This is a genomic window from Streptomyces sp. NPDC050636 (assembly GCF_040654775.1).
GTDB lineage: Bacteria > Actinomycetota > Actinomycetes > Streptomycetales > Streptomycetaceae > Streptomyces.
Genome location: NZ_JBFAIP010000022.1, coordinates 12,666 through 31,741 on the forward strand (window position 1 = coordinate 12,666; position 19,076 = coordinate 31,741).

The 19,076-nt window shown below is 70.0% G+C and carries 13 protein-coding genes and 1 pseudogene; 5 read left to right on the plus strand and 9 right to left on the minus strand.

All coding sequences use genetic code 11. The annotated features are described in order from the left end of the window. Window positions 1–262: 262 nt before the first annotated feature. Together AB0I10_RS18550 and AB0I10_RS18555 are read right to left on the minus strand one after the other, a co-directional pair. Entirely contained in the window at window positions 263–1,219 is a 957-nt protein-coding gene (locus AB0I10_RS18550; protein WP_363153550.1) for a hypothetical protein, read from the minus strand. A 229-nt stretch (window positions 1,220–1,448) separates the two neighbouring features. Then, window positions 1,449–1,851: pseudogene (locus tag AB0I10_RS18555) on the minus strand (zinc-binding dehydrogenase); the annotation flags it as partial. Window positions 1,852–1,862: 11 nt separating this feature from the next. Here AB0I10_RS18555 and AB0I10_RS18560 point away from each other — a divergent pair. Beyond that, the gene (locus AB0I10_RS18560; protein WP_363153551.1) at window positions 1,863–2,126 is read left to right on the plus strand and encodes a helix-turn-helix domain-containing protein; all 264 of its coding nucleotides are present in this window, start codon (window positions 1,863–1,865) and stop codon (window positions 2,124–2,126) included. Window positions 2,127–2,145: 19 nt separating this feature from the next. On the opposite strand, the gene AB0I10_RS18565 is transcribed toward AB0I10_RS18560, so the two are convergent. From AB0I10_RS18565 to AB0I10_RS18595, 7 genes are all read right to left on the minus strand, one after another. Next, on the minus strand, window positions 2,146–3,282 hold the full coding sequence (locus tag AB0I10_RS18565) for a substrate-binding domain-containing protein (RefSeq protein WP_363153621.1): 1,137 nt from the start codon (window positions 3,280–3,282) through the stop codon (window positions 2,146–2,148). A 62-nt stretch (window positions 3,283–3,344) separates the two neighbouring features. Next, window positions 3,345–4,385 carry an ABC transporter permease gene (locus AB0I10_RS18570; RefSeq protein WP_363153622.1) on the minus strand — a complete coding sequence of 347 codons (1,041 nt, stop codon included), beginning with the start codon at window positions 4,383–4,385 and terminating at the stop codon, window positions 3,345–3,347. Beyond that, window positions 4,385–5,917, minus strand: coding sequence for a sugar ABC transporter ATP-binding protein (locus AB0I10_RS18575; RefSeq protein ID WP_363153552.1), 1,533 nt, complete (start codon window positions 5,915–5,917; stop codon window positions 4,385–4,387). Before AB0I10_RS18575 ends, AB0I10_RS18570 begins: the two co-directional genes overlap by 1 nt. A 171-nt stretch (window positions 5,918–6,088) precedes the next feature. Then, window positions 6,089–8,971 carry a SpoIIE family protein phosphatase gene (locus AB0I10_RS18580; protein ID WP_363153554.1) on the minus strand — a complete coding sequence of 961 codons (2,883 nt, stop codon included), beginning with the start codon at window positions 8,969–8,971 and terminating at the stop codon, window positions 6,089–6,091. Between the two features lie 205 nt (window positions 8,972–9,176). Then, on the minus strand, window positions 9,177–10,148 hold the full coding sequence (locus AB0I10_RS18585; protein WP_363153555.1) for a cyclase family protein: 972 nt from the start codon (window positions 10,146–10,148) through the stop codon (window positions 9,177–9,179). 176 nt (window positions 10,149–10,324) lie between these two features. Next, window positions 10,325–13,348 carry a hypothetical protein gene (locus AB0I10_RS18590; protein ID WP_363153556.1) on the minus strand — a complete coding sequence of 1,008 codons (3,024 nt, stop codon included), beginning with the start codon at window positions 13,346–13,348 and terminating at the stop codon, window positions 10,325–10,327. 175 nt (window positions 13,349–13,523) lie between these two features. Continuing rightward, entirely contained in the window at window positions 13,524–14,072 is a 549-nt protein-coding gene (locus tag AB0I10_RS18595) for a CchlQ (protein WP_363153557.1), read from the minus strand. A gap of 315 nt (window positions 14,073–14,387) precedes the next feature. Here AB0I10_RS18595 and AB0I10_RS18600 point away from each other — a divergent pair, with 315 nt between their 5' ends. From AB0I10_RS18600 to AB0I10_RS18615, 4 genes are all read left to right on the plus strand, one after another. Then, the gene (locus tag AB0I10_RS18600; RefSeq protein WP_363153558.1) at window positions 14,388–15,536 is read left to right on the plus strand and encodes an alkaline phosphatase PhoX; all 1,149 of its coding nucleotides are present in this window, start codon (window positions 14,388–14,390) and stop codon (window positions 15,534–15,536) included. A gap of 336 nt (window positions 15,537–15,872) precedes the next feature. Next, a complete protein-coding gene (locus tag AB0I10_RS18605; protein ID WP_363153559.1) occupies window positions 15,873–16,001 on the plus strand; it encodes a hypothetical protein in 129 nt (42 codons plus the stop codon). 135 nt (window positions 16,002–16,136) lie between these two features. Continuing rightward, a complete protein-coding gene (locus tag AB0I10_RS18610; protein WP_363153560.1) occupies window positions 16,137–16,403 on the plus strand; it encodes a hypothetical protein in 267 nt (88 codons plus the stop codon). A 411-nt stretch (window positions 16,404–16,814) separates the two neighbouring features. Continuing rightward, window positions 16,815–18,884 (plus strand): SpoIIE family protein phosphatase, encoded by a 2,070-nt coding sequence (locus AB0I10_RS18615; RefSeq protein ID WP_363153561.1) that lies wholly within the window; start codon window positions 16,815–16,817, stop codon window positions 18,882–18,884. The last annotated feature ends 192 nt before the right edge of the window (window positions 18,885–19,076 follow it).

Here is a 19,076-nt window from a genome sequence, read left to right on the forward strand (position 1 = left end):
ACTGCCAGGTGCAGGGGCGCAGCCCACAGCCTGACGCCGGCGGGCGCACGTTGCCAGGGATTCCTCGGTCAGGCCGGCCGCCGTGGACACCGATCTCCGGCGACGCGGCCGGGCTGCACGAGTTGGCCGGGGCATGCCAGTGCGCTGGACCCGGTATGCCCGCCCATAGCCGGCCGGACAACCCCGGCAGCATCAGCGCTGAACTGCGAGCGAGACAGCCGCATCTGGGCATGGGCTGTGCGCAGAAGCCGTTCCAGGCGGATCACCCGGCGCGTCGGCGGCGATGAGATCCGGTGCCGATCACGCCGAGGCGTTCGAGCAGGAGCCCCTCCCTGGTGGACCAGGGGCAGATCTCGACACTTTCCACACCGCAAGCCTCCATGAGGCTCTCCGCCACCAAAGCTCCCGCCAGGGACTGCTCGGCGCGGTGCCGGGAGATACCCGGCAGGGCGGCACGACGATCCGGGCCGACGTCCGCCAGCAGGCGAATCGCCGCTCGCAGTTGAGGCAGGGTCAGTCGGTGTCTCGTTCGCCGTGGTGTGTTCAGTGAGGCGCCGGCGAGCCGTGCGAGCTGCTCGAAGGTTTTTGAGCAGGCGAGAACACGGTCGCCCGGCTTCGCCTGCGGCACGCCGGGGGCCACACTCAGCGAGTGCCGCAGATGCCGCCGGACCTCGGCCAGGCGCCGTCTGGAGGAGGCGGTGTCGCCGGGCAGCCATTCCCGGGTGATCCTGCGGGCGCCCAGCGGCAGCGAGCGCACGATGGTGGGCTGGTCGCCCGTCCCCGAGGCGATCTCCACCGTGCCGCCGCCGATGTCCAGGACCAACAAGGGGCCTGCCGTGGAGCCCGTCCACTGGCGGGCCGCTGCATAGGCCAGCCGCGCCTCCTCGTCGCCCGGCAGCACCCGCAGCCGCGTGCCGGTGGTCCGGGCCACCCGCGCGATGACCTCATCGCGATTGGGAGCATCCCGGATAACGGAGGTGGCGAACGCGAACACCTCCGGCAGACGAAGGTGCGGACCCGCAGTGATCGCCTCGGCCACCGCCCGTTGCACGCTCTTGACCCCGGCCTTGCCCACTCGTCCCTTCCGGTCGAGGGTCTCGTGCAGTCTCAGCCGCACCTTGTGAGAGAAGACAGGTTCCAGCACCGCACCAGTTCGCCACCGCACCACAGTGAGCAGAGCACTGTGGCACCCGACGTCGAGCACACCCGCCTGCCGCATTCGGCCCCCGCCCCTCCGCTGACAACGCGCGCTTCCGCCCCCACCGGGCGGACAGAGATCCCGCAGCATCCCGGGATCAACCGGCTCACGGCGCTACTCCGGTCCGGACTCCGGTCCGGCCATTGTGTGACCATTATGTCACTGATTGTGTCTGCGTTGGTGGCGATCCTGTGGACACCGAGTCCCACTGAAGTGCTCGGCGCCTCGCCGTCAACCGCGCACGAGGTCGTCAGGGAACGAGGACGATCTTTCCCTTCACTCGCCCGCTCTCGATCAGGCGGTGAGCCTCGGCCACCTCCGTCAGCGGCAGGCGGCGTTCGATGTGCACCCCGCAGCCGCCCCTGCTCGATGAGGGCGTTGAGCTTCTCCAACGAGGCGTAGTCAGGCTCGACGCCGAGGCCAACGCGTGCTTCGCCGCCCGCGCGGTGCCGACGACGTACGCCCCGAGCGCTTTGGCGACCTGTACGGCCAGGTGGCCAGGCGGTGAGCGCCGCCATAGGCATTGCCGCGGCCTCGGTGTGTGTGAGGGCGGCGGGCTTGTGTGCCAGATGGCGGGGCGGGGCGGTGACGTACTCTGCGTAGCCGCCGCCGCGCCACGGGAAGTGCACCAGCCCGTACACCTCGTCGCCCGGTCACGCAAAAGATGCTCACGCAGGCACTGCGCACCCTGGAGCACGACGGCCTGGTCACCCGCACCGTCTACCCCACGATCCCGCCCAAGGCCGTATACGAACTCACCGAACTCGGTCACAGCCTCACCGGCCTGCTGACGGCGATTCAGGACTGCTCCGAGGAACACCAAGACGAGGTGCTCGCCGCCCGCCGGACCTTGACCGGCGGGCGGCAGCCGAGGTGGAGCCGGTGCGACCGGCCGGCGACCAGCTCTAAAACTGACGGACGTTGTTGACAGGTGGGTAGCCCGGGGCCTACCTGCCCCAGATCTTCCGGTAGGCCGCGCGGTAGCCGGGCGGGTCCCAACTGGTCGCCCCTTTGCTGTTGGCGGCCGTGGCGATGTGTACGGGGGCGACGTAGCCGCTGGCGGGTTTGCCGGAGAATGCGCGGTTGAATTCGTCGAGGATCTGCCAGCCCTGCTGGGTCAGCGGCTCGGGAACGGTGGCTGTCTGGAACTGCTTGCTGTTGATGCGTTGGAAGGCGGAGGGATCGCCGTCGCCCGCGCCGATGTTGAAGGGGGTCCCGGCGCCTTTCTTGCCTGCTGAGCGCAGGGCCGGGGCGGCGTCGGCGAAGTAGACGTCGTTGATGGCTACGGAGTGTGTCCAGGCGTCCGGGAAGCGGGAGAGGAGCGAGGAGACTTCCCGGGGAGTACGGCTGCTGGTGTCCGAGATCGGGATGTTCTCCTCTGCCAGCAGCTTCACGCTGGGGCAGGTGGCAAGTTCTTTCTTGATCAGCTCGGACTTGTTTCTGGCGAAGGGAATCGAGGCGTCGGTGAACACGACGACGCCGGCCTTGCCGTCGGAGTGCGTGATGATCCAGTCTGCGCTGATCTTCGCGACATCCTCGACCTTGGTGGTGATGTTGCTGAAGAGTTCGGGGTCCTTGCTCGGGCCGGGGGAGTCGACCGCGTGCCAGCCGATGAGCGGGATATGTTCCGCGTTGGCCTTCGCGACCTGTTGCGACGTCAGATGGGGGTCGAAGCCGCCGATGACGATGCCCGCGGGCCGGAGGGCGATGGCCTGGCTGAATGCCGCTTGGATCCCGGCGGGGGTGCCCTCGCCGTCGATCACCCGGACGTTCCAGCCGATGGCTTTCGCAGCTTCCTGCACGCCCTTGGCGGTGCCCGCGACGCCGGGGTTGGTCATGGTCTGCGCGACATAGACGATCTTCTTGCCGGGGACTGCCGTGGGGCCGCCGACGGGCCCGTGCCATGCGGAGGTGGTCTTCTCGGCCTGCTGAACGGCCGCCTTGGCGCCGGCCAGGACGGTGGGGCAGCCGGTCTTGCCCGGCCCTGCCGAGGAGGACCCGGTGCCGGTCGACGTGCCGCGCTCGCAGCCGACGATGACAGCGGCCGCCACTGCCAGTGCGACTGCGCTGCCAAGGGCGGTCATGCGGTTCACGTGCACGGGTGCTCCTTGCCGAGAGGGCGACAGGCGGGTGACACGCGCCCACGTCACGAGGGGACTTTGGGCATGTCATGGCGAGTTCGGGGAGGTTCCGTCCGTTGTTGGCGCAGCTGTCGGCGAGCGGCGTAGCCGGCCATGCCGACGGCGATGAGCAGGGTGGCGCCGTTGAACAGCGGGGTGACCCAGAACTGGGCGCCGAGCTGGCCGATGCCGGCGAGGCCGATGGCGAGGATGGTGACGGCGACCAGGGTGCCCAGGGCGTTCGCGCGGCCGGGTTTGATCGCGGTGGAGCCGAGCAACGCACCGACGAAAGCGGGCAGCAGGTAGTCCTGGCCGACACTGGGGTTGCCGATTCGCTGCTGTGCGGCGAGCAGGACACCGGCGATGCCGACGATCACGCCCGATCCGGCAAAGGCATAGATGACATAGCGTCGGGAGGGGATGCCCACCAGGTCGGCGGCGCGGCGGTTGGAGCCGATGACGTACAGGTACCGGCCGAGGGGCAGCCGCTCCAGGAGCAGCCACAGTACGGCGGTGAGGGCGAGGACGTAGAAGGCGGGTACCGGCAGGCCCAGGAACCTGGAGTCGTAGATGTCGGTGAACGCGGCCGGCAGGCCGTGCGGGCCGGGGACGATCCGGGCCCCGTTGGTGATCCAGCCGGTGAGGGCGTACAGGATGCTGCCGGTGCCGAGGGTGGCGATGAAGGAGTCGATCTTTGCGAATTCGACGACGACACCGTTGAAGGTGCCGACGACCGCGCCGCCGAGGACCACCGCGAGGCAGGCGAGCGGCCAGGACCATGCCGAGTTGACGATGAGCTGCAGGGTCATGACGTGCGCGAGGCCGAGGCCGTAGCCGATGGACAGGTCGAACTTGCGGGTGACGATGGGGATCATCGCGCCGAGCGCGAGGATGGCGGGGATCGACTGGTTGGACAGGATCGCGGAGATGTTGTCCAGGGTGGGAAAGGTGTCCGGCAGAGTGAGGGAGAAGGTCAGGAACAGCAGGGCGGTGAGGGCCAACAGGCCGTAGGCGCCGATGAGATGCCCGACCCGGCGGCTCAGCGGGGGGCGGGGGGAGGGGGGCATCATCCCGTGTTCCCGGTGAGAGCGGCCATGGCCGAGGAGGCGCGGGCGAGTCCGGCGACCGTGAGGGCTTCGCCGCTCAGCTCCACTGTCACCGCCCCGCGGACGAATACCAGGGCCCGATGGCACACGTTGGCGACCTCCTCGAAGTCGGTGGAGATGAGCAGGACGGCGAGGCCTTCTGCCAACGAGCCCTGGAGCAGGCGGTAGATCGCCGTCTTGGCGCCGACGTCCACCCCGGCGGTCGGCTCTTCGAGGACCAGCAGGCTTCGACGCATCCTGAGCCACCGGCCGACCATGACCTTCTGCTGGTTCCCCCCGGACAGGGTGGCGATCGGCGCCTCGCTGTCCCGGGGGTACACCGCGAACCGCTTGACCAGAGCAGCGGCCTCGGCTCGCTCGCGCCGGGGGCTGATCCAGTGTGAGACCGGCAGGCCGCCCGCCCGAGGATTGGCCAGGAAGTTCTCCCGTACGGTCAGTTCGGCGGCGCAGCCCTCCTCCTGACGGTTGCTGGTCACGAAGCCGACACCGGCGTCGACGGCGGCCGCGACCGTGCTCGGTCGGTACGGCCGGCCGTTGAGCAGGGCCCGTCCGTCGAGGAACTGCCGGGCGCCGGCGAGGGCGCGGCCCAGTTCCATATGTCCGGCGCCGGTGAGGCCCACCATGCCGAGGATTTCACCGGTGCGCAGTTCCAGGCTGACCGGCGCCGTGTTGTCGGTCCGTACGCCGTCGAGGCTCAGGACGGCTGGGCCCGCGGCGGGGGCGATCCGGTAGCCGCCCGGTTCGTGGCCGACGATGTCGTGCACCAGCTGGGCGGGGCGGTGGTCGGCGAGCGGGCCCTGGCTGATGAGGTGGCCGTCGCGCAGGACGGCGAAGGTGTCGGCGACCTTGTACACCTCGTCGAGCCGGTGGGTGACGAAGACGATGGCGTGGCCCTGGTCGCGCAGGGTGTGCAGTACGTCGAAGAGCCGGGCGCAGTCCGCTGCCGGGAGGCTGGCGGTCGGCTCGTCGAGGACGATGAGTTCGGCTTGTGTGGACAGCGCGCGGGCAATGGCCACCAGAGAGCGTTCGGCTCGCGGGAGGTCGGCGAGGGTAGCGCGCGGATCGAGGTGCGCGGCGACGATGCTCAGCGACTCGGCGCACCGCTCGCGGGTCATCCGCCAGGACACCAGCCCTGCGCGGCGTGGATAGCCGGTGCCCAGGGCGATGTTTTCGGCGACGGTCATCCACTCGACCAGCCCCAGGTCCTGGTGGATGAAGGACATCGTGCGGGAGGCGGCCTCGGTGCCGAGCGGGTGCCCGGCAACGGTCACCTCGCCCTCGTCCGCGTGGTGGACGCCGGCGAGCACCTTGATGAGGGTCGACTTCCCGGCACCGTTGGGACCGAGCAGCGCGAGGATGCTGCCGGAGTGGATTTCGAGGTCGACCGCGTCCAGCGCGAGTGTGCCGCCGAACCGTTTGCTGAGACCGTGTATGCGGACAAGAGGCTCTGGGCCATGGCGCGGGGGAGGGGGGAATTCAGGAGCGTCATGCACAGACTTCTCCGCAGGTCGGCCTGGTACTTCCCGACTGAATCGGCAATGCTGCTGAGCGTTTAGCGGTGGTGATTGCGCCGTGTTATGTGGTCTCGCGATGTCATTACCGGCACCGGTTACCGCATTTCCGCCATGCTACGGCCACCGTTCACTTTGATGCCGGATGGGCTATTAGATGGCGGGAATGTCGTCGAAATAACTCTCGACGGTGCCGGGCATTCCACCGGGCACCTCCAGAGCGCATTCGGCCCAGATGACCTTGCCGTTCGCGGTGTAGCGGGTGCCCCAGGCCCGGGTGAGTTGCGCGACGAGGAACAGGCCGCGGCCGCCCTCGTCGGTGGTGGCCGCGTGGCGCAGATGCGGTGCGGTGCTGCTGGTGTCGGAGACCTCGCAGATCAGCGTGCGGTCGTAGAGCAGGCGTACCTGGATGGGTCCGTTGCCATAGCGGATGGCGTTGGTGACCAGCTCGCTGAGCAGGAGTTCGGTGGCGAAGGCGACATCGTCCAGCCCCCATTCGGCCAGGCGGTGCGTCACGGCGGCGCGGATACCGGAGACGAGCGCCGGATCGGCGGGCAGGTCCCAGGTGGCGATCCGGTGGGGGTCCAGGGCGTGGGTGCGGGCGACGAGCAGTGCGATGTCGTCGGCGGGGTGATGGGGCACCACGGTCCGCAGAACTGCCTCACAGGTGTCCTCGGGTGGGCGGTTCGGGTGAGCCACGGCACGGCGTAGCTGTTCGAGGGCCGTGTCGAAGTCGCGGTGGCGGTCTTCGATGAGCCCATCGGTGTAGAGGACGATCTGGCTGCCTTCGGGGAGATGGAATTCGGCGGTCTCGAAGGGCAGGCCGCCCAGGCCCAGCGGTGGGCCGGCGGGTAGTTCGGGGAAGAAGACGGTGCCGTCGGGGCGGACCAGCGCGGGTGGGGGGTGGCCGGCTCGGGCCATGACGCACTGCTGCGAGGTGGGGTCGTAGATGGTGTACAGGCAGGTGGCGCCGATGATGCCGGTGGAGGGCTCCGTACCGCCCTCGTCCCGGTCGAGGCGCCCCACGAGATTGTCGAGGTGTGTGAGGACCTCGTCCGGGGGGAGGTCCAGTTCGGCGAAGTTGCGCGCGGCGGTGCGCAGCCGGCCCATGGTGGCGGCGGCGTGCATCCCATGGCCGACGACGTCCCCGACGACGAGGGCGACGCGGGTGCCGGAGAGGGGAATGACGTCGAACCAGTCTCCGCCGACTCCGGACTCGGCAGGCATATAGCGGTGGGCGACTTCGACGGCGCTCTGCTCGGGGAAGCTGCTCGGCAGCAGGCTGCGTTGCAGAGCGAGGACCATGGTGTGTTCGCGGGTGTAACGGCGGGCGTTGTCAATGCAGATGGCAGCCCGTGTGGCGAGTTCCTGGGCCAGCGAACGGTCGTCGTCCCCGAAGGGGGCGGGGTCCCGCGAGCGGTAGAAGCTTGCGATGCCCAGCGCGATGCCGCGGGCGACCAGGGGGACGGCGATGAGGGAGTGGACGCTGTGGTCGAGGAGGCGCTGGGCGTGTGCGGGATCTTGGGCGATCCAGCCTGCGGCAGCCCTGAGGTCGGGCTCCAGTACCGGCTGCCTGCTGGCCAGAGAACGGAGCTGGGGCGTGGTGGGGCGGAGGTCGACCCGTCCACCGGCAGGGTAGAAGGGGCAGTCTTCGCGAATGCCGTGGACCACCGTGCGGTAGAGGTCGGTGCGGGGGTCGGTCGGCTCGTCGCCGCGCAGTACCGCCTCGGGAAGGTCGATCGTGACGAAGTCGGCCAGGCGCGGGACGGCCATCTCGGCGAGTTCCCGGGCCGTGCGGCTCACGTCCAGGGTGGTGCCGATACGGGTGCTGGCCTCGGACAGCAGCTCCAGGCGGCGTCGGGCCGCCACGGCGTACTTGCCCACGCCCGGCTCGCCCACCAGCACCAGGCCACTGGTCGCACCGGCGGCGGTGCTTTCGGTGGTGCCGGGGGTACCGGGCTCGGGGGGTGTGCCGGGCCTGCCGGGCGCGCGGGCCGTCGTGGCCGCCCGGCTGAGTACGGTGTCGGGAAGGGGCCCGGGCAGCGGGACCGGCGGCGGGACGGTGGGGGCGAGGACCTGCTGGGCCAGGGCGCCGGGCGAGGTGCCGGCTTCGGTGGGGACGGCGAGGCGCTGATGCCATGCGGGCAGGACCGCTTCGATGACCAGGCCCTCCACCCCCGAGGGACTTGTGACCGGCCGGCTCACCAGAGTGACCCGCCGGCCACTGGGCAGCGCTACCTCGACGGCGGCTCGCTGGGCCGAGGAGATCAGATCGGCGGCCTTCTCCTTGAGGATCAGCTGATCACGCCAGTCCATTCCGCTCTCGGCGAGCTCGCCCGGCTGCCCGTTGCCGGACGGATCGCCGGTCGGCGCGCGGCGCCTGGCGTCGAGGTACGCCTGGAGCAAGGCGCGCTCCCGCATCGAACTCTGCTCCAGCAGCCGCCGTTCGATGGCGCCGGCTGCCTTTTGGATCACGGTGTTCAGCGCCATATCCGCATCGGTGAGCGGAAAGCCGAAGCAGAGGACGCCTTCTATGCGGCCGCTGAGCGGGTCCCGGATGGGAATTGCGCAGCATGCACTTGACTGGGAGCGTTCGGCGAAGTGTTCCGCGCCGTAAACGTTGATCAGCTGCCGTTCCGCGAGTGCCAGACCGATGCCGTTGGTCCCGCCGAACCGCTCGGCGAACACGAAGCCCGGGACACTCTGGATCGGGGCCAGATTTCTGACGAGCGAGGCTTCGCCAAAGCGGCGTTGCAGCACTGCGCCGTGTCCGTCGGCAAGGGACACATTCATGTTTCTGCCCGCGAACCGGGCCTGCAGTCGGTCCAGCACGGGTCCGGCGGCGTGGACGAGCCGGCCGTTCAGGTCGAGATCCTGCGAGAAGGGGAGCTCGCATCCTTCCGGTGAGAGCCCCAGGGATCGGGAACGCTGCCACGAACTCAGGATCGGGCTTCGCACGGCTCCCTCGACCGTCCCCTCGCGAAGGAACCGCTCACGGGCACGTACGGGGCTGATGTCCTCTCCCACGAGCCCCATCCGAACCACTTCCCATATCAGCGCGCGCCGCTATGGCCACCCGAATGTCGGGCAGCTGTACTGTTTGATCCAATTGTAGGGCTTTGTCGATTTAGCGGTACTGGTCACGGGCGGTGCCGCGAGGCCTGCGGGTGTTCGGCTCCCGGAATGGCTGTGACCTGGACTTATCGCGCTCTCACCCAGGGGCGGGTGGCCCGGCCGGCCGTCACAGCACCGCGATCGGATTGACGGGCGAGCCTGTGCCGCCAGGGATGTTCAGGGGAGCGACAAGGAGTAGGAACTCGTAACGCCCCGTCTCGGCGCCGGCGGCGGAGAGCGCTTCGAGGTCGAGGTTGTCCAGGAGCGGCACTCCCATCGCGGCGATGGCGAGCGCGTGGACCGGAGAATGCAGGCCGTCGACCGGCGAGGGCCGTACGTCGCTGTCGCCGTCGCCGCCGAGCAGGGCGATGCCGCGCTCGGCCAGTAGCGGCATGGCGTCCACGTGGAAGCCGGCGCTCGCCGCGTCGGGGTCCCAGGCGCCCAGTTCCCGGCGGCGGCGGAAGCTGCCGGACCGTAGCAGCACCGCGTCGCCCTCGCCGATCGTCACGTCGAGTGCCTTCTCCGCAGCAACGATGTCCTCGGCGTGCACCGCCCGTCCGGGTTCCAGCCAGGTGCCCCCGAGAACGGTGGGCAGGTCGAGGAGCACGCCTTTGGTCACGAGCGGGCCAAGCGCTGATACGGCACCGAAGCGGGCACCTCCGGCGTCGACGAGCTCGCGCGCTGTGCGGCCGTCGTAGAGCTGCCCGCGGTAGGCGATGTGAGCCAGTGCGTCCAGATGGCTGACGGCCTTGGCGTGGTAGTCGACGGCGATGAAGTCCTTGTGCGTGGAGGGTTCGGGAGCCTCGACGTCACCGAGGTCGGACATGTAGTGCAAGGCGGGTTTGCTGTTGTCCGGGCCGGCTGCCGTGTCCCAGGGGCGCGCCAACGGGACGACCGTTCCGGACTGGACCAGGGCGGTGGCCCGCCGTACGTGCCCCGGAGTCACCCGGTTCCAGGCACCGCGGTCGGCGTCAGCCCAGCGGCCCCACGTACGGACCGCCTCGAACAGCGCGTCGAACTCCTGGCGGGAGACGGCGGGCCCGTTGCCGGTACCGCCCGGCGGTGGGGGAGTCGGTGCATCGGCGGAATTGCTGGTCATCTGCTACTCAGCACTCCAAAGGCGGCTGCGGCCATGGTCGTTGCCATCAGGGCTGGTCGGATCCAGTCTCCCCCCAGAGATCGCAAGTGGGCGTGGTGACTAGACCGACTGGTCGGCCTCCCCGAGTGTCTTCGCTGGTGGGGTGGGGCGGCCTCACCCGGCCGCCCCACCGCCGGTCACCACGGCGGGCGGTTGAACCCGGTGAGGGCGAGCCACAGCGCGCTGAACGCGGCGCTCGGGCGGTCGTTGAAGTCGTCGCTGAGCGGTACCAGTTTCAGCAGGTCGAGCACGGCGGAGAGATGCCCGCACTCGGCGGCGCGCTGGATCAGCAACTCGATGGGCCGCTGTCGCTGGGCATGCGGAGTGTGCTGTATCTCGGCGTAGCCCTTGGCCAACTCCTCGATGTCCCGGTCGGTCGGCGTCAGCGGCCGGACCGGCGGGGTACCGACCATGGAGGCCCGGCGGGCCCGCTCGACGAGCTCCTCACCGACCGCCCAGTTGTGCTCACCCCACCCCTCCAGCAGGTCGGGCCGTCCGGCCTCGGCGAGCGCCGTCAGCACCTCGTAGGGGACCTCCCAACCGGGTAGCCGCTGGAACTCGCGGGCCAGATCGATCCGGCCACCGCGCACCAGGTACACCAGCCACTCCGGCTCCGAGGTGTAGCCGGCCGGCGGGTGGCTGTGCCGATCCGCCAAGATGTCGCGGGCCAGGTCCTCGCGTCCGCACTCCAGCATCGCGTGGAGGACCGCCAGGTGGTCCTGCCACGGGTTGGGCTCGACGGTGATGGCCGTACGGGCGCGTTGGAACCAGTCCTCGGCGCGCCCCGGGTCGCCCAGTGCGTGGCAGGCGGCGCCGAACGAGGAGGCGGTGTCGGCGTTCACCTCCTTCCCGGTCACCTCGTCGATGAGGGACTCGGCGCAGTCGAACGCGGTGCGGGCCGCGTTCGTCAGCCCTGCGCGGGCGAGGAGCACGGCGACATCGGACGCCGCGGCGATCCGGTCCACCAGCTCGGGTATGTCCTCGACCAGCGCCATCGCGGCCTCCGGCGCGCCGTGCCGGGCGCGCAGCCGGGCGGCGGCCCGCAGGTACGGGCCGCTGGCGAATCCCCAGCGGTACTGGTCGAGGTGGGCGAGGGCGCGGTGCGCCGCCTCGTACAGCTCATCCAGCTTCGCGGTGTTCGGCGGCGGCCACGGGGCGGGCTCGCCGGAGTTCGCCGGCTGCGCCAGGTCCTCGCGGTACTCCCGGAGTATGTCGCCGTCCTCGGAGTCGAGGAGGTCGGCGGCGGTCAGGGCGTCCGGCAGCACCTGGAGCTCGCCCCACCGCACCGGCCAGGCGTGGCGGCGCCCCACCGACCAGGTGAGGACGGAGTCCAGTGCGTCGTTGCGGCCGGGCGGAGCGATGACGGTGTCGGGCTCCAGCGTCATGGCCCAGGTGCGGTCGTCGAGGGCGAAGATCTGCCTCGTGAACTCTTCAGCGGCGTCGCCCTCCACGGGGCGTGGCCCCTCCGGCACCCGTAGGTAGGTGAAGTCGCCGAGGGCGTCGCCGGTTTCGGCCTGGACGAACCGGACGCAGGTGCTGCCGACCAGAACCAGGGTGTCGTCGGTGCCCCAGTGCACCGCGTCGGCGCCGCCTGCGGGCACGGCCCGCAGCCGCCGGGCGCGGGCGGGATCGGTGAAGGACCACACCTCGACGCTGCCCTCGGAGGTCAGGCAAGCGGCGCGCTCCCCGCCGGGCGCCCAGGCCCAGGCGTTGCAGTCACCGTTCCACTTGTCGTCGTCCTGCCACTCCGGGTGCGGAATCGAGAGGCTGCCGACATGCCGGTCGTCGTCGAAGATGTGGACGGCGGGCGCGGCGGTGCCCGAACCGGGAGTCAGGACGGCCAGCCGGTTGGTGTCCCCGGCCCAGCGCAGCGAGCAGGGCCTGCCGAGCGCGAACGGGCCGCACCGTATCCGGCCGTCGGCCGCGTCGCGGAAGAACAGACCGCGGTCGGTGACGGCGGCGACGAGGCGGCCGTCCGGGCTGGGTCGGGCGATCCTGGCGTGGGCGTACCAGAGCACCTGACGGGTCTCGGCGTCCACACAGATGGCGTTGGCACCGAACAGGCGGGTGCCGTCGGGCGACCAGACCGGGCGCTCGATCCACTGCCCGACCCTGAAGCCGTCGGGGTCGTCGCGCGACTCGATCCGGTCGAACTTCTCGCGCACCGCCGCGGGGAGCCGCCGCGCCATGGTGTACGGGTGGTCGGTCGTCACGTGGTTGGGCAGCCAGGCCAATTCGCCGCGGTCCAGCGGGACGAGGCAGCCCTGCAGCCCGCCGTCGCCATTCGTGCCGCAGTGGGAGTAGACGCTCCGCCCGTCGGGGGAGAGCGCGAACTCCGACGGGCGGGAGTTGCCGTCCGACACATAGAGCGTCGCGATCGGTCCCATGGCTCCCTCGGCAGGGCTCCACACCCCCACCATGTTGGTGCAGTAGGCCATCGCCAGGCGGGTGGAGTCGGCGGACCACTGGATCGTCCGCCCGTAGTCGGGCCATCCGACGCCGCCGTCGATGTGCGGGACGGTGTTGACGCACCGTCCGGTGGCGACCTCCCAGATCTGCAGGACACCGCCCGCGTGGTAGTCATCGCCGACCCAGCTGCCGGTGGCGAGGTAGCGGCCGTCCGGGCTCAGTGCGTGGCCCACGATCTCCACGTCATGGCCGTACGGGTGGAGCAGCGTCGCCTCGCCGGAGTCGCGCAGCCGGCGGGTGGCCAGACGGTGGGCGTCGGTCACGCCCTCGTCGCGCTCCAGATCGGTGAGGCGGGCACGCAGCGTCGGCAGATCGCGGTTCGGGGTGAAGGCGGACCAGTCGGCGCCGTCCAGAAGGGCACGCAGCGCATCGGACCCGGCTGCGGAGACGAGGGCGGTCGGTGACAGGAACGGCGGCTGGGTGTCCGCGGCATCGGAGGCGGTGTCCTCCGCGCGTTCCAGCATGCCCAGCATGCCCAGCAGCGCCTCCTCGTCGAATTGCGGTGTGCGGAGCATCGCTTCGGTGCGGGGTATGGGACACCGTTCACCGAAGGCGAGAAAAATGAGGTCCGTCCGATCGGTCACCGTGTCCGCCACCCGGGCGCCGAGCGCCTCCAGCCGGCGTAGCGCCACGTCCTTCCCGATGGAGTGGAAATCCCCGTACAGCACAACAGTGCGTCCCCGTAGTTCCATGGTCATGGACCTTACTCACAGGGACTGACACATGAGGCGGGTCAGCCCTGACGGGCGTACGCAGATGGTGAGTTGAGCGCTGTCGTTGCCGTACACGGCGGCCGCAGGCGGGACGGGGATGCCACACCTGCGACCGGGGCTGAGGGGGCCGGGGCCGCAGCCGGGAGCCCATCGTTCACACTCCCGTGGCGACCGCCCCTTGGCACATCGGGCATCGGTCCTTGCCGTCCCACTCGCCCCAGCCGAAAGCCTCGGGCGAGAGAGACCGGCCGTCCAGCTCATTGCGCACTGCGAGCCGATAGGCCCAGACAGTGCCGATGTACGGGTGGTAGGCGTCATGGAAGGCGGATGATGTCAGCGAAGCGCCTGCTGCAACCGCGTGTTGAAGAGCGCGGAGCTGCTCGAACATCGCCTGCCCGGCGCTGGCGACGGCGGTGGTCGCGTCGATGAACAGCCGTTCGCGCACTTCGTAGATCCCGGCATCGCTCAGTGCCGCGCGGCTGGCGGTGTCCAGGTCGGCTTCGGCGCCGGGGGCTTGGGCGATCTGCCGCAACCGCGCGTGGCACACGCCGGCGGCGGTGATGAACTCGATGTACACCGCCCGCCGCCGCGCTCCCAGTCCGCGGTCATCTTCGTGGCGATTCCGCAGGTAGTCAGCCAGAACGGTGCCAGAGATGGCAATGGAGCCACCGCTGACCGTCGCGACAAGAGTCCCCCAGTCCACGTCTTCCCCCCCCCGTAGTGATCACGACGTCGAAATCTGAAATCTACGCGCGGCTTCCCCTGAAGGACAGAGGTCAGCGGAGAGGGCGCCGGCCCCGGCCGCAGACGATCCGGTGTTTCTCCCAAGTGGTCCTGGGATTCCCTGCCGTTCACCTGGTGAACTGCCTGATCGTTCTGCGTTCCCCTTACTCACGAGTCGGCCGACAGGAGTTCTCTTCCGGGGCCCTGATCGGACCGGCGCGGCGGCCGTAGTTTTCAGCGTGACCAGTCGGCGGCGCTCAACCAAACACCGTTCGTCTTCGACGAAGGAGCAGATGTGGAACGCCGTAGTCTTCTTCGTGCCGCCGCCATCGGCGTCGGCGCGGCAGCCTTCTCCGGTTCGCTCTGGCGGCAGGCGGCCGCCTATCCCGCACTCCCCGGCCCCAGCCCGTACGGGTCTCTGCAGTCGGCCGACGCCAACGGCATCATGCTTCCGGCGGGCTTCACCAGCCGGGTGATCGCCCGCTCGACCCAGACCGTGTCGGGCACCGGCTACACCTGGCACCAGGCCCCCGACGGCGGTGCGTGCTTCGCCGACGGATCGGGATGGATCTATGTCTCCAACGCCGAGGTCGGCAGCTCCGCGGGCGGCGCCAGCGCGGTGAAGTTCAACAGCAGCGCAGCGATCACCGGCGCGTACAGCATCCTGTCCGGCACCAACCGCAACTGTGCCGGGGGCGCCACCCCGTGGAACACCTGGCTCTCCTGCGAGGAGGTCGACACCGGCTATGTCTACGAGACCGACCCGTGGGGTGCGAGTGCCGCGGTCCAGCGGCCCGCGATGGGCCGGTTCAACCATGAGGCCGCCGCTGCCGACCCGGTCCGGAAGGTCATCTACCTGACGGAGGACAAGACCGACGGCTGCTTCTACCGGTTCGTGCCCACCACCTGGGGCAATCTGTCCTCGGGCACCCTGCAGGTGCTCAAGGAGGTCTCCGGCGTGCTGTCCTGGGCGAACGTGCCCGACCCGGACGGCAGCCCCACCCCGACCCGCGACCAGGTCTCCGGAGCCAAGCTGTTCAACGGCGGCGAGGGCTGCCACTACCGCTCCGACATCTGCTACTTCACCACCAAGGGCGACAACCGCGTCTGGGCCTACAACGCGTCCGCCAACACGATCGCGGTGGTCTACGACGACAACGTCGCCGGCGCCCCGCTCACCGGCGTGGACAACATCACCGCTGCCGCCGTCGGTGACCTCTACGTCGCTGAGGACGGCGGCAACCTGGAGATCTGCATCATCACCCCCGGCGACGTCGTCGCCCCGTTCCTGCGGGTCACCGGCCAGTCCTCCTCCGAGATCACCGGCCCGGCGTTCAACCCCGCGGGCAACCGCCTGTACTTCTCCTCCCAGCGTGGCACCTCCGGCTCCAGCAGCGGCGGCATCACCTACGAAGTGACCGGACCCTTCCGCACCTCGCTCTGATCTCCGGAACGTCCTACGACCGGTGGGTGTCGGCGTTGCCGGCACCCACCGCATCCGTGCCCGGGTGCTGCCCGGTGGGTGGCCGTGATACGGACTGCCGGCTCGCACCGCCACCTGCCCGGACAGCAGCCCTGGCACCTGGCCGTATGTCTCCGAAGGGGGCCGGTCGGCTCATTCAGTCGGGACCGGATCGACGTGGGGATGGAGAGGCGGAGGCTCGGTCGACTGCCGCGATCCGCTCGTACGATGTGACCGCAGAGCCCGTCGTGGATGCCGTGGGGCGTCCGATGGGTGTGGTCCCGGAAGCCGATCCCTTGCGGGGGGAGGCAGGCCACCGTGGGGGGATCCGTCGAGGTCAAGAGCCTGATCCCGAGCATCGAGCAGCTGTGCCGAAGGGCGGACGGCGCGGTTTTCGTCTCCGATTACCTCTCCTACGCAACCGACGACACCTGGAGCGATGCGTGATGTGGGCTCTTGCCGGGCGGATGTCCAGGGCAGGGACCTTCGGCCCTCCACTGGCGGCCGGAGGGGGACCAGTCTGGAAGTGAGGACGCGGGGGGACTCCTTGAAATCCGCACAATCGGCCAGGAGGACCCCGACATGACCGCGAATCGCTCCTACGAGCCGAACACCGGAACGCGTCCGATCACCCCGGGCGCGCACAGCGAGGAAGCCAGGTCCACCGAAGGCGCGCACAGCGACGAGGCTCGGTTGAGTCAGCTGGAAGCACAGGTGCGGACCTTGGCGGACGCGGTCCGGACCCTCGCGCAGGGTCTGGAGAAGATCCCGACACGGGACGAGTCGGCGGAAGAGGCGGCACGCGGCGCCCGACTGGCGCACGAACTCCTCCTCGCGCAAGGCCTGTAAGCGCTGCGCACGGGCACCGACCCGCGGCTCGGACAGCGCGGACACCGATGCAGATCAAGTACGTCATGACCACCACTGCGCCGGCCGGAGTGCCCCTGGTTGTCTCGCGGGAAGAGGCGGCCCGGCGGGTGCTTCCTCGGTCACGCTCCGCCAGGAGGCCGACCGTACCGTGACGCCCGCGTCGGCGAGCTCGGTGCGCAGCGCGCCGGTTTCTCTTCACGGCCGCGCTCACCGGTGGCGGCCGTCCGCCGGTCCGCCGAGGACGCGGGTGTGCCGGATCGCGACGAGACTGCGCGGTCACCCAGGTCCGGGGGGACCATGGAAGGACTGCGAGGTGCAGGGGACACAGGCCACAGCCTGAAGCCGGTGCGGGACCGTATGTCGCGCCGGCAGGCGGAGGGAGTGCCTGGGATGAGTACAGCCGGCCCCTTCGGTTCCGCAGGCGACTGGTCGGTCCCTGGGGCGGCGCAGCGGAGTGGGCTGCTGGATCTGCTCGGTGTCGCGGCGGTGCTGCTGGACGCCGACGGGCGGATCGTGCTGTGGAGTCCGCAGGCCGAGGAGCTGTTCGGCTACACCGCGCAGGAGGCGCTGGGCGAGTTCGCGGGGCGGCTGCTGGTCCACGAGCAGCACCTGGACCTGGTGATCAGGCTGTTCACCGAGGTGATGGGGACGGGCCGGAGCTGGGCCGGAGCCTTCCCCGTACGGCACAAGGACGGCAGTACCCGGCTGGTGGAGTTCCGCAACATGCGGCTGCTGGACGACCGGGGTGACTTCTACGCCCTGGGCATCGCCACCGACGAGGCGGTCCTGCGCCAGGTGGAACGTGATGTGGCCCTGTCCACGCGACTGGTCTCGCAGTCCCCGATCGGGCTGGCCGTCCTGGACACCGACCTGCGTTACCTGGCCGTCAACCCGGCGCTGGAGCGGATCAACGGCGTCCCCGCCGAGGCGCATATCGGCCGGTCGGTCCGCGAGGTGCTGCCTTTCCTGGAGGTCGATGCGATCGAGGCGGCGCTGCGGCAGGTCCTGGCGTCCGGAAGGCCGCTGGTCGATGAGTACACCGTGGGACGTACGCCCGCCGACCCCGACCACGATCATGCGTGGTCGGTCTCGTACTACCGGCTTGAGGACCCCGGCGGGCGGGTTCTTGGGGTGGCCGGTCTGCTGGTGGATGTCACCGACCGGCACCGTGCGGCAACAGAGGCGGCGCGCGCCCGGCGCCGCCTGGCCATGATCGCCGAAGGTTCCGCCCGTATCGGCACCACGTTGGAGGTGGACCGCACCGCCCGCGAGCTGGCCGACGTCGCCGTGCCCGAGCTCGCCGACGTAGCGGCGGTGGACATCCTGGATTCCGTCCTGGCGGACCGCCGGCCCACGACGCCCGGCGACCGTCATGCGGTCTTCCGGGCCCTCGCGGTGAAAGCCGCTTATCCCACCGAGGCGGTCCGCGCCGCCGACCCGCCCGGCCACTTCGCCAGCTACGGACCCGACCGACTGGTCACGCAATGCGTGCGTACCGGTCGCCCCGTCCTGGTACCCCATGTCGATGAGCGGGACCTGTCACGCATCGCCCGTGACCCCGAGGCCGCCGCCCTGCTGGCCCGCGCCGGCATCCACACCTATCTCACGACGCCGCTGATCGCCCGCGGCGAGGTACTGGGCGCGCTGGGCCTCACCCGCGCCCGCAACCCGCTGCCCTTCGACGAGGACGACCTCACCCTGGCCGGTGAGCTGGCCGACAGGGCCGCGGTGTGCATCGACAACGCCCGCCTGTACCAAAGCCTGCGCAACACGGCCGTGACCCTCCAGCGCAGCCTGCTCCCGGACCGCCCACCGCAACAGCCGGGGCTGGAGATCGCCACCCGCTACCAGCCCGCCGAAACCACCAGTGAAGTCGGCGGCGACTGGTTCGATGTCATCCCCCTCCTACAGGACAAGACCGCGCTCGTCGTAGGCGATGTGATGGGCAGTGGCATCAACGCCGCCACCGCCATGGGACGCCTGCGCACCGCCACCTCCACCCTGGCCGACCTCGACATCCCGCCGACCGAGGTGCTGCACCACATCGACAAGATCACCACCGGCCTGGAGCAGTACGCCACCTGCGCCTACGTCGTCTACGACCCGCATCGCGCCGAATGCCACATCGCCGTCGCCGGACACCTGCCCCCCGTCCTGATACGCACCGGCAAGCCCCCCGAACTGCTCGACCTGCCCACCGGCGTGCCCCTCGGCGTCGGCGGTGTCCCGTTCGAAGCCACCACCTTCAGCCTGTGTCCGGGCGACCAACTGGTCCTCTACACCGACGGTTTGGTCGAGACCCGCCACCACGCCATCGATGAGCGCCTGGACCTTCTCCTCCATCTGCTCGGCATCCCCGACCCAACATTGGAGGACACCTGCGACCGGCTCCTCGACGCGCTGCGCGATCCGGACGATCACGACGACGTCGCCGTGCTCATCGCCCGGCCCCGGCCCTGACCCATCGGACAAGCCCCAGCTGGTGAGAGGACGCATTCCCGCCCGTGGGGCAGCCTTGCTCGGGCACGATGGGCCGCGTGACATATGTGGTGAGCGTGGACACGTGCCTTCCGGACGGCGCCCCTGAACTGGATGCCCTGCAGAGAGAGGGCGTCCTCTTCCTGCTCCGGAAGGGCATCGATGCGGTCGATA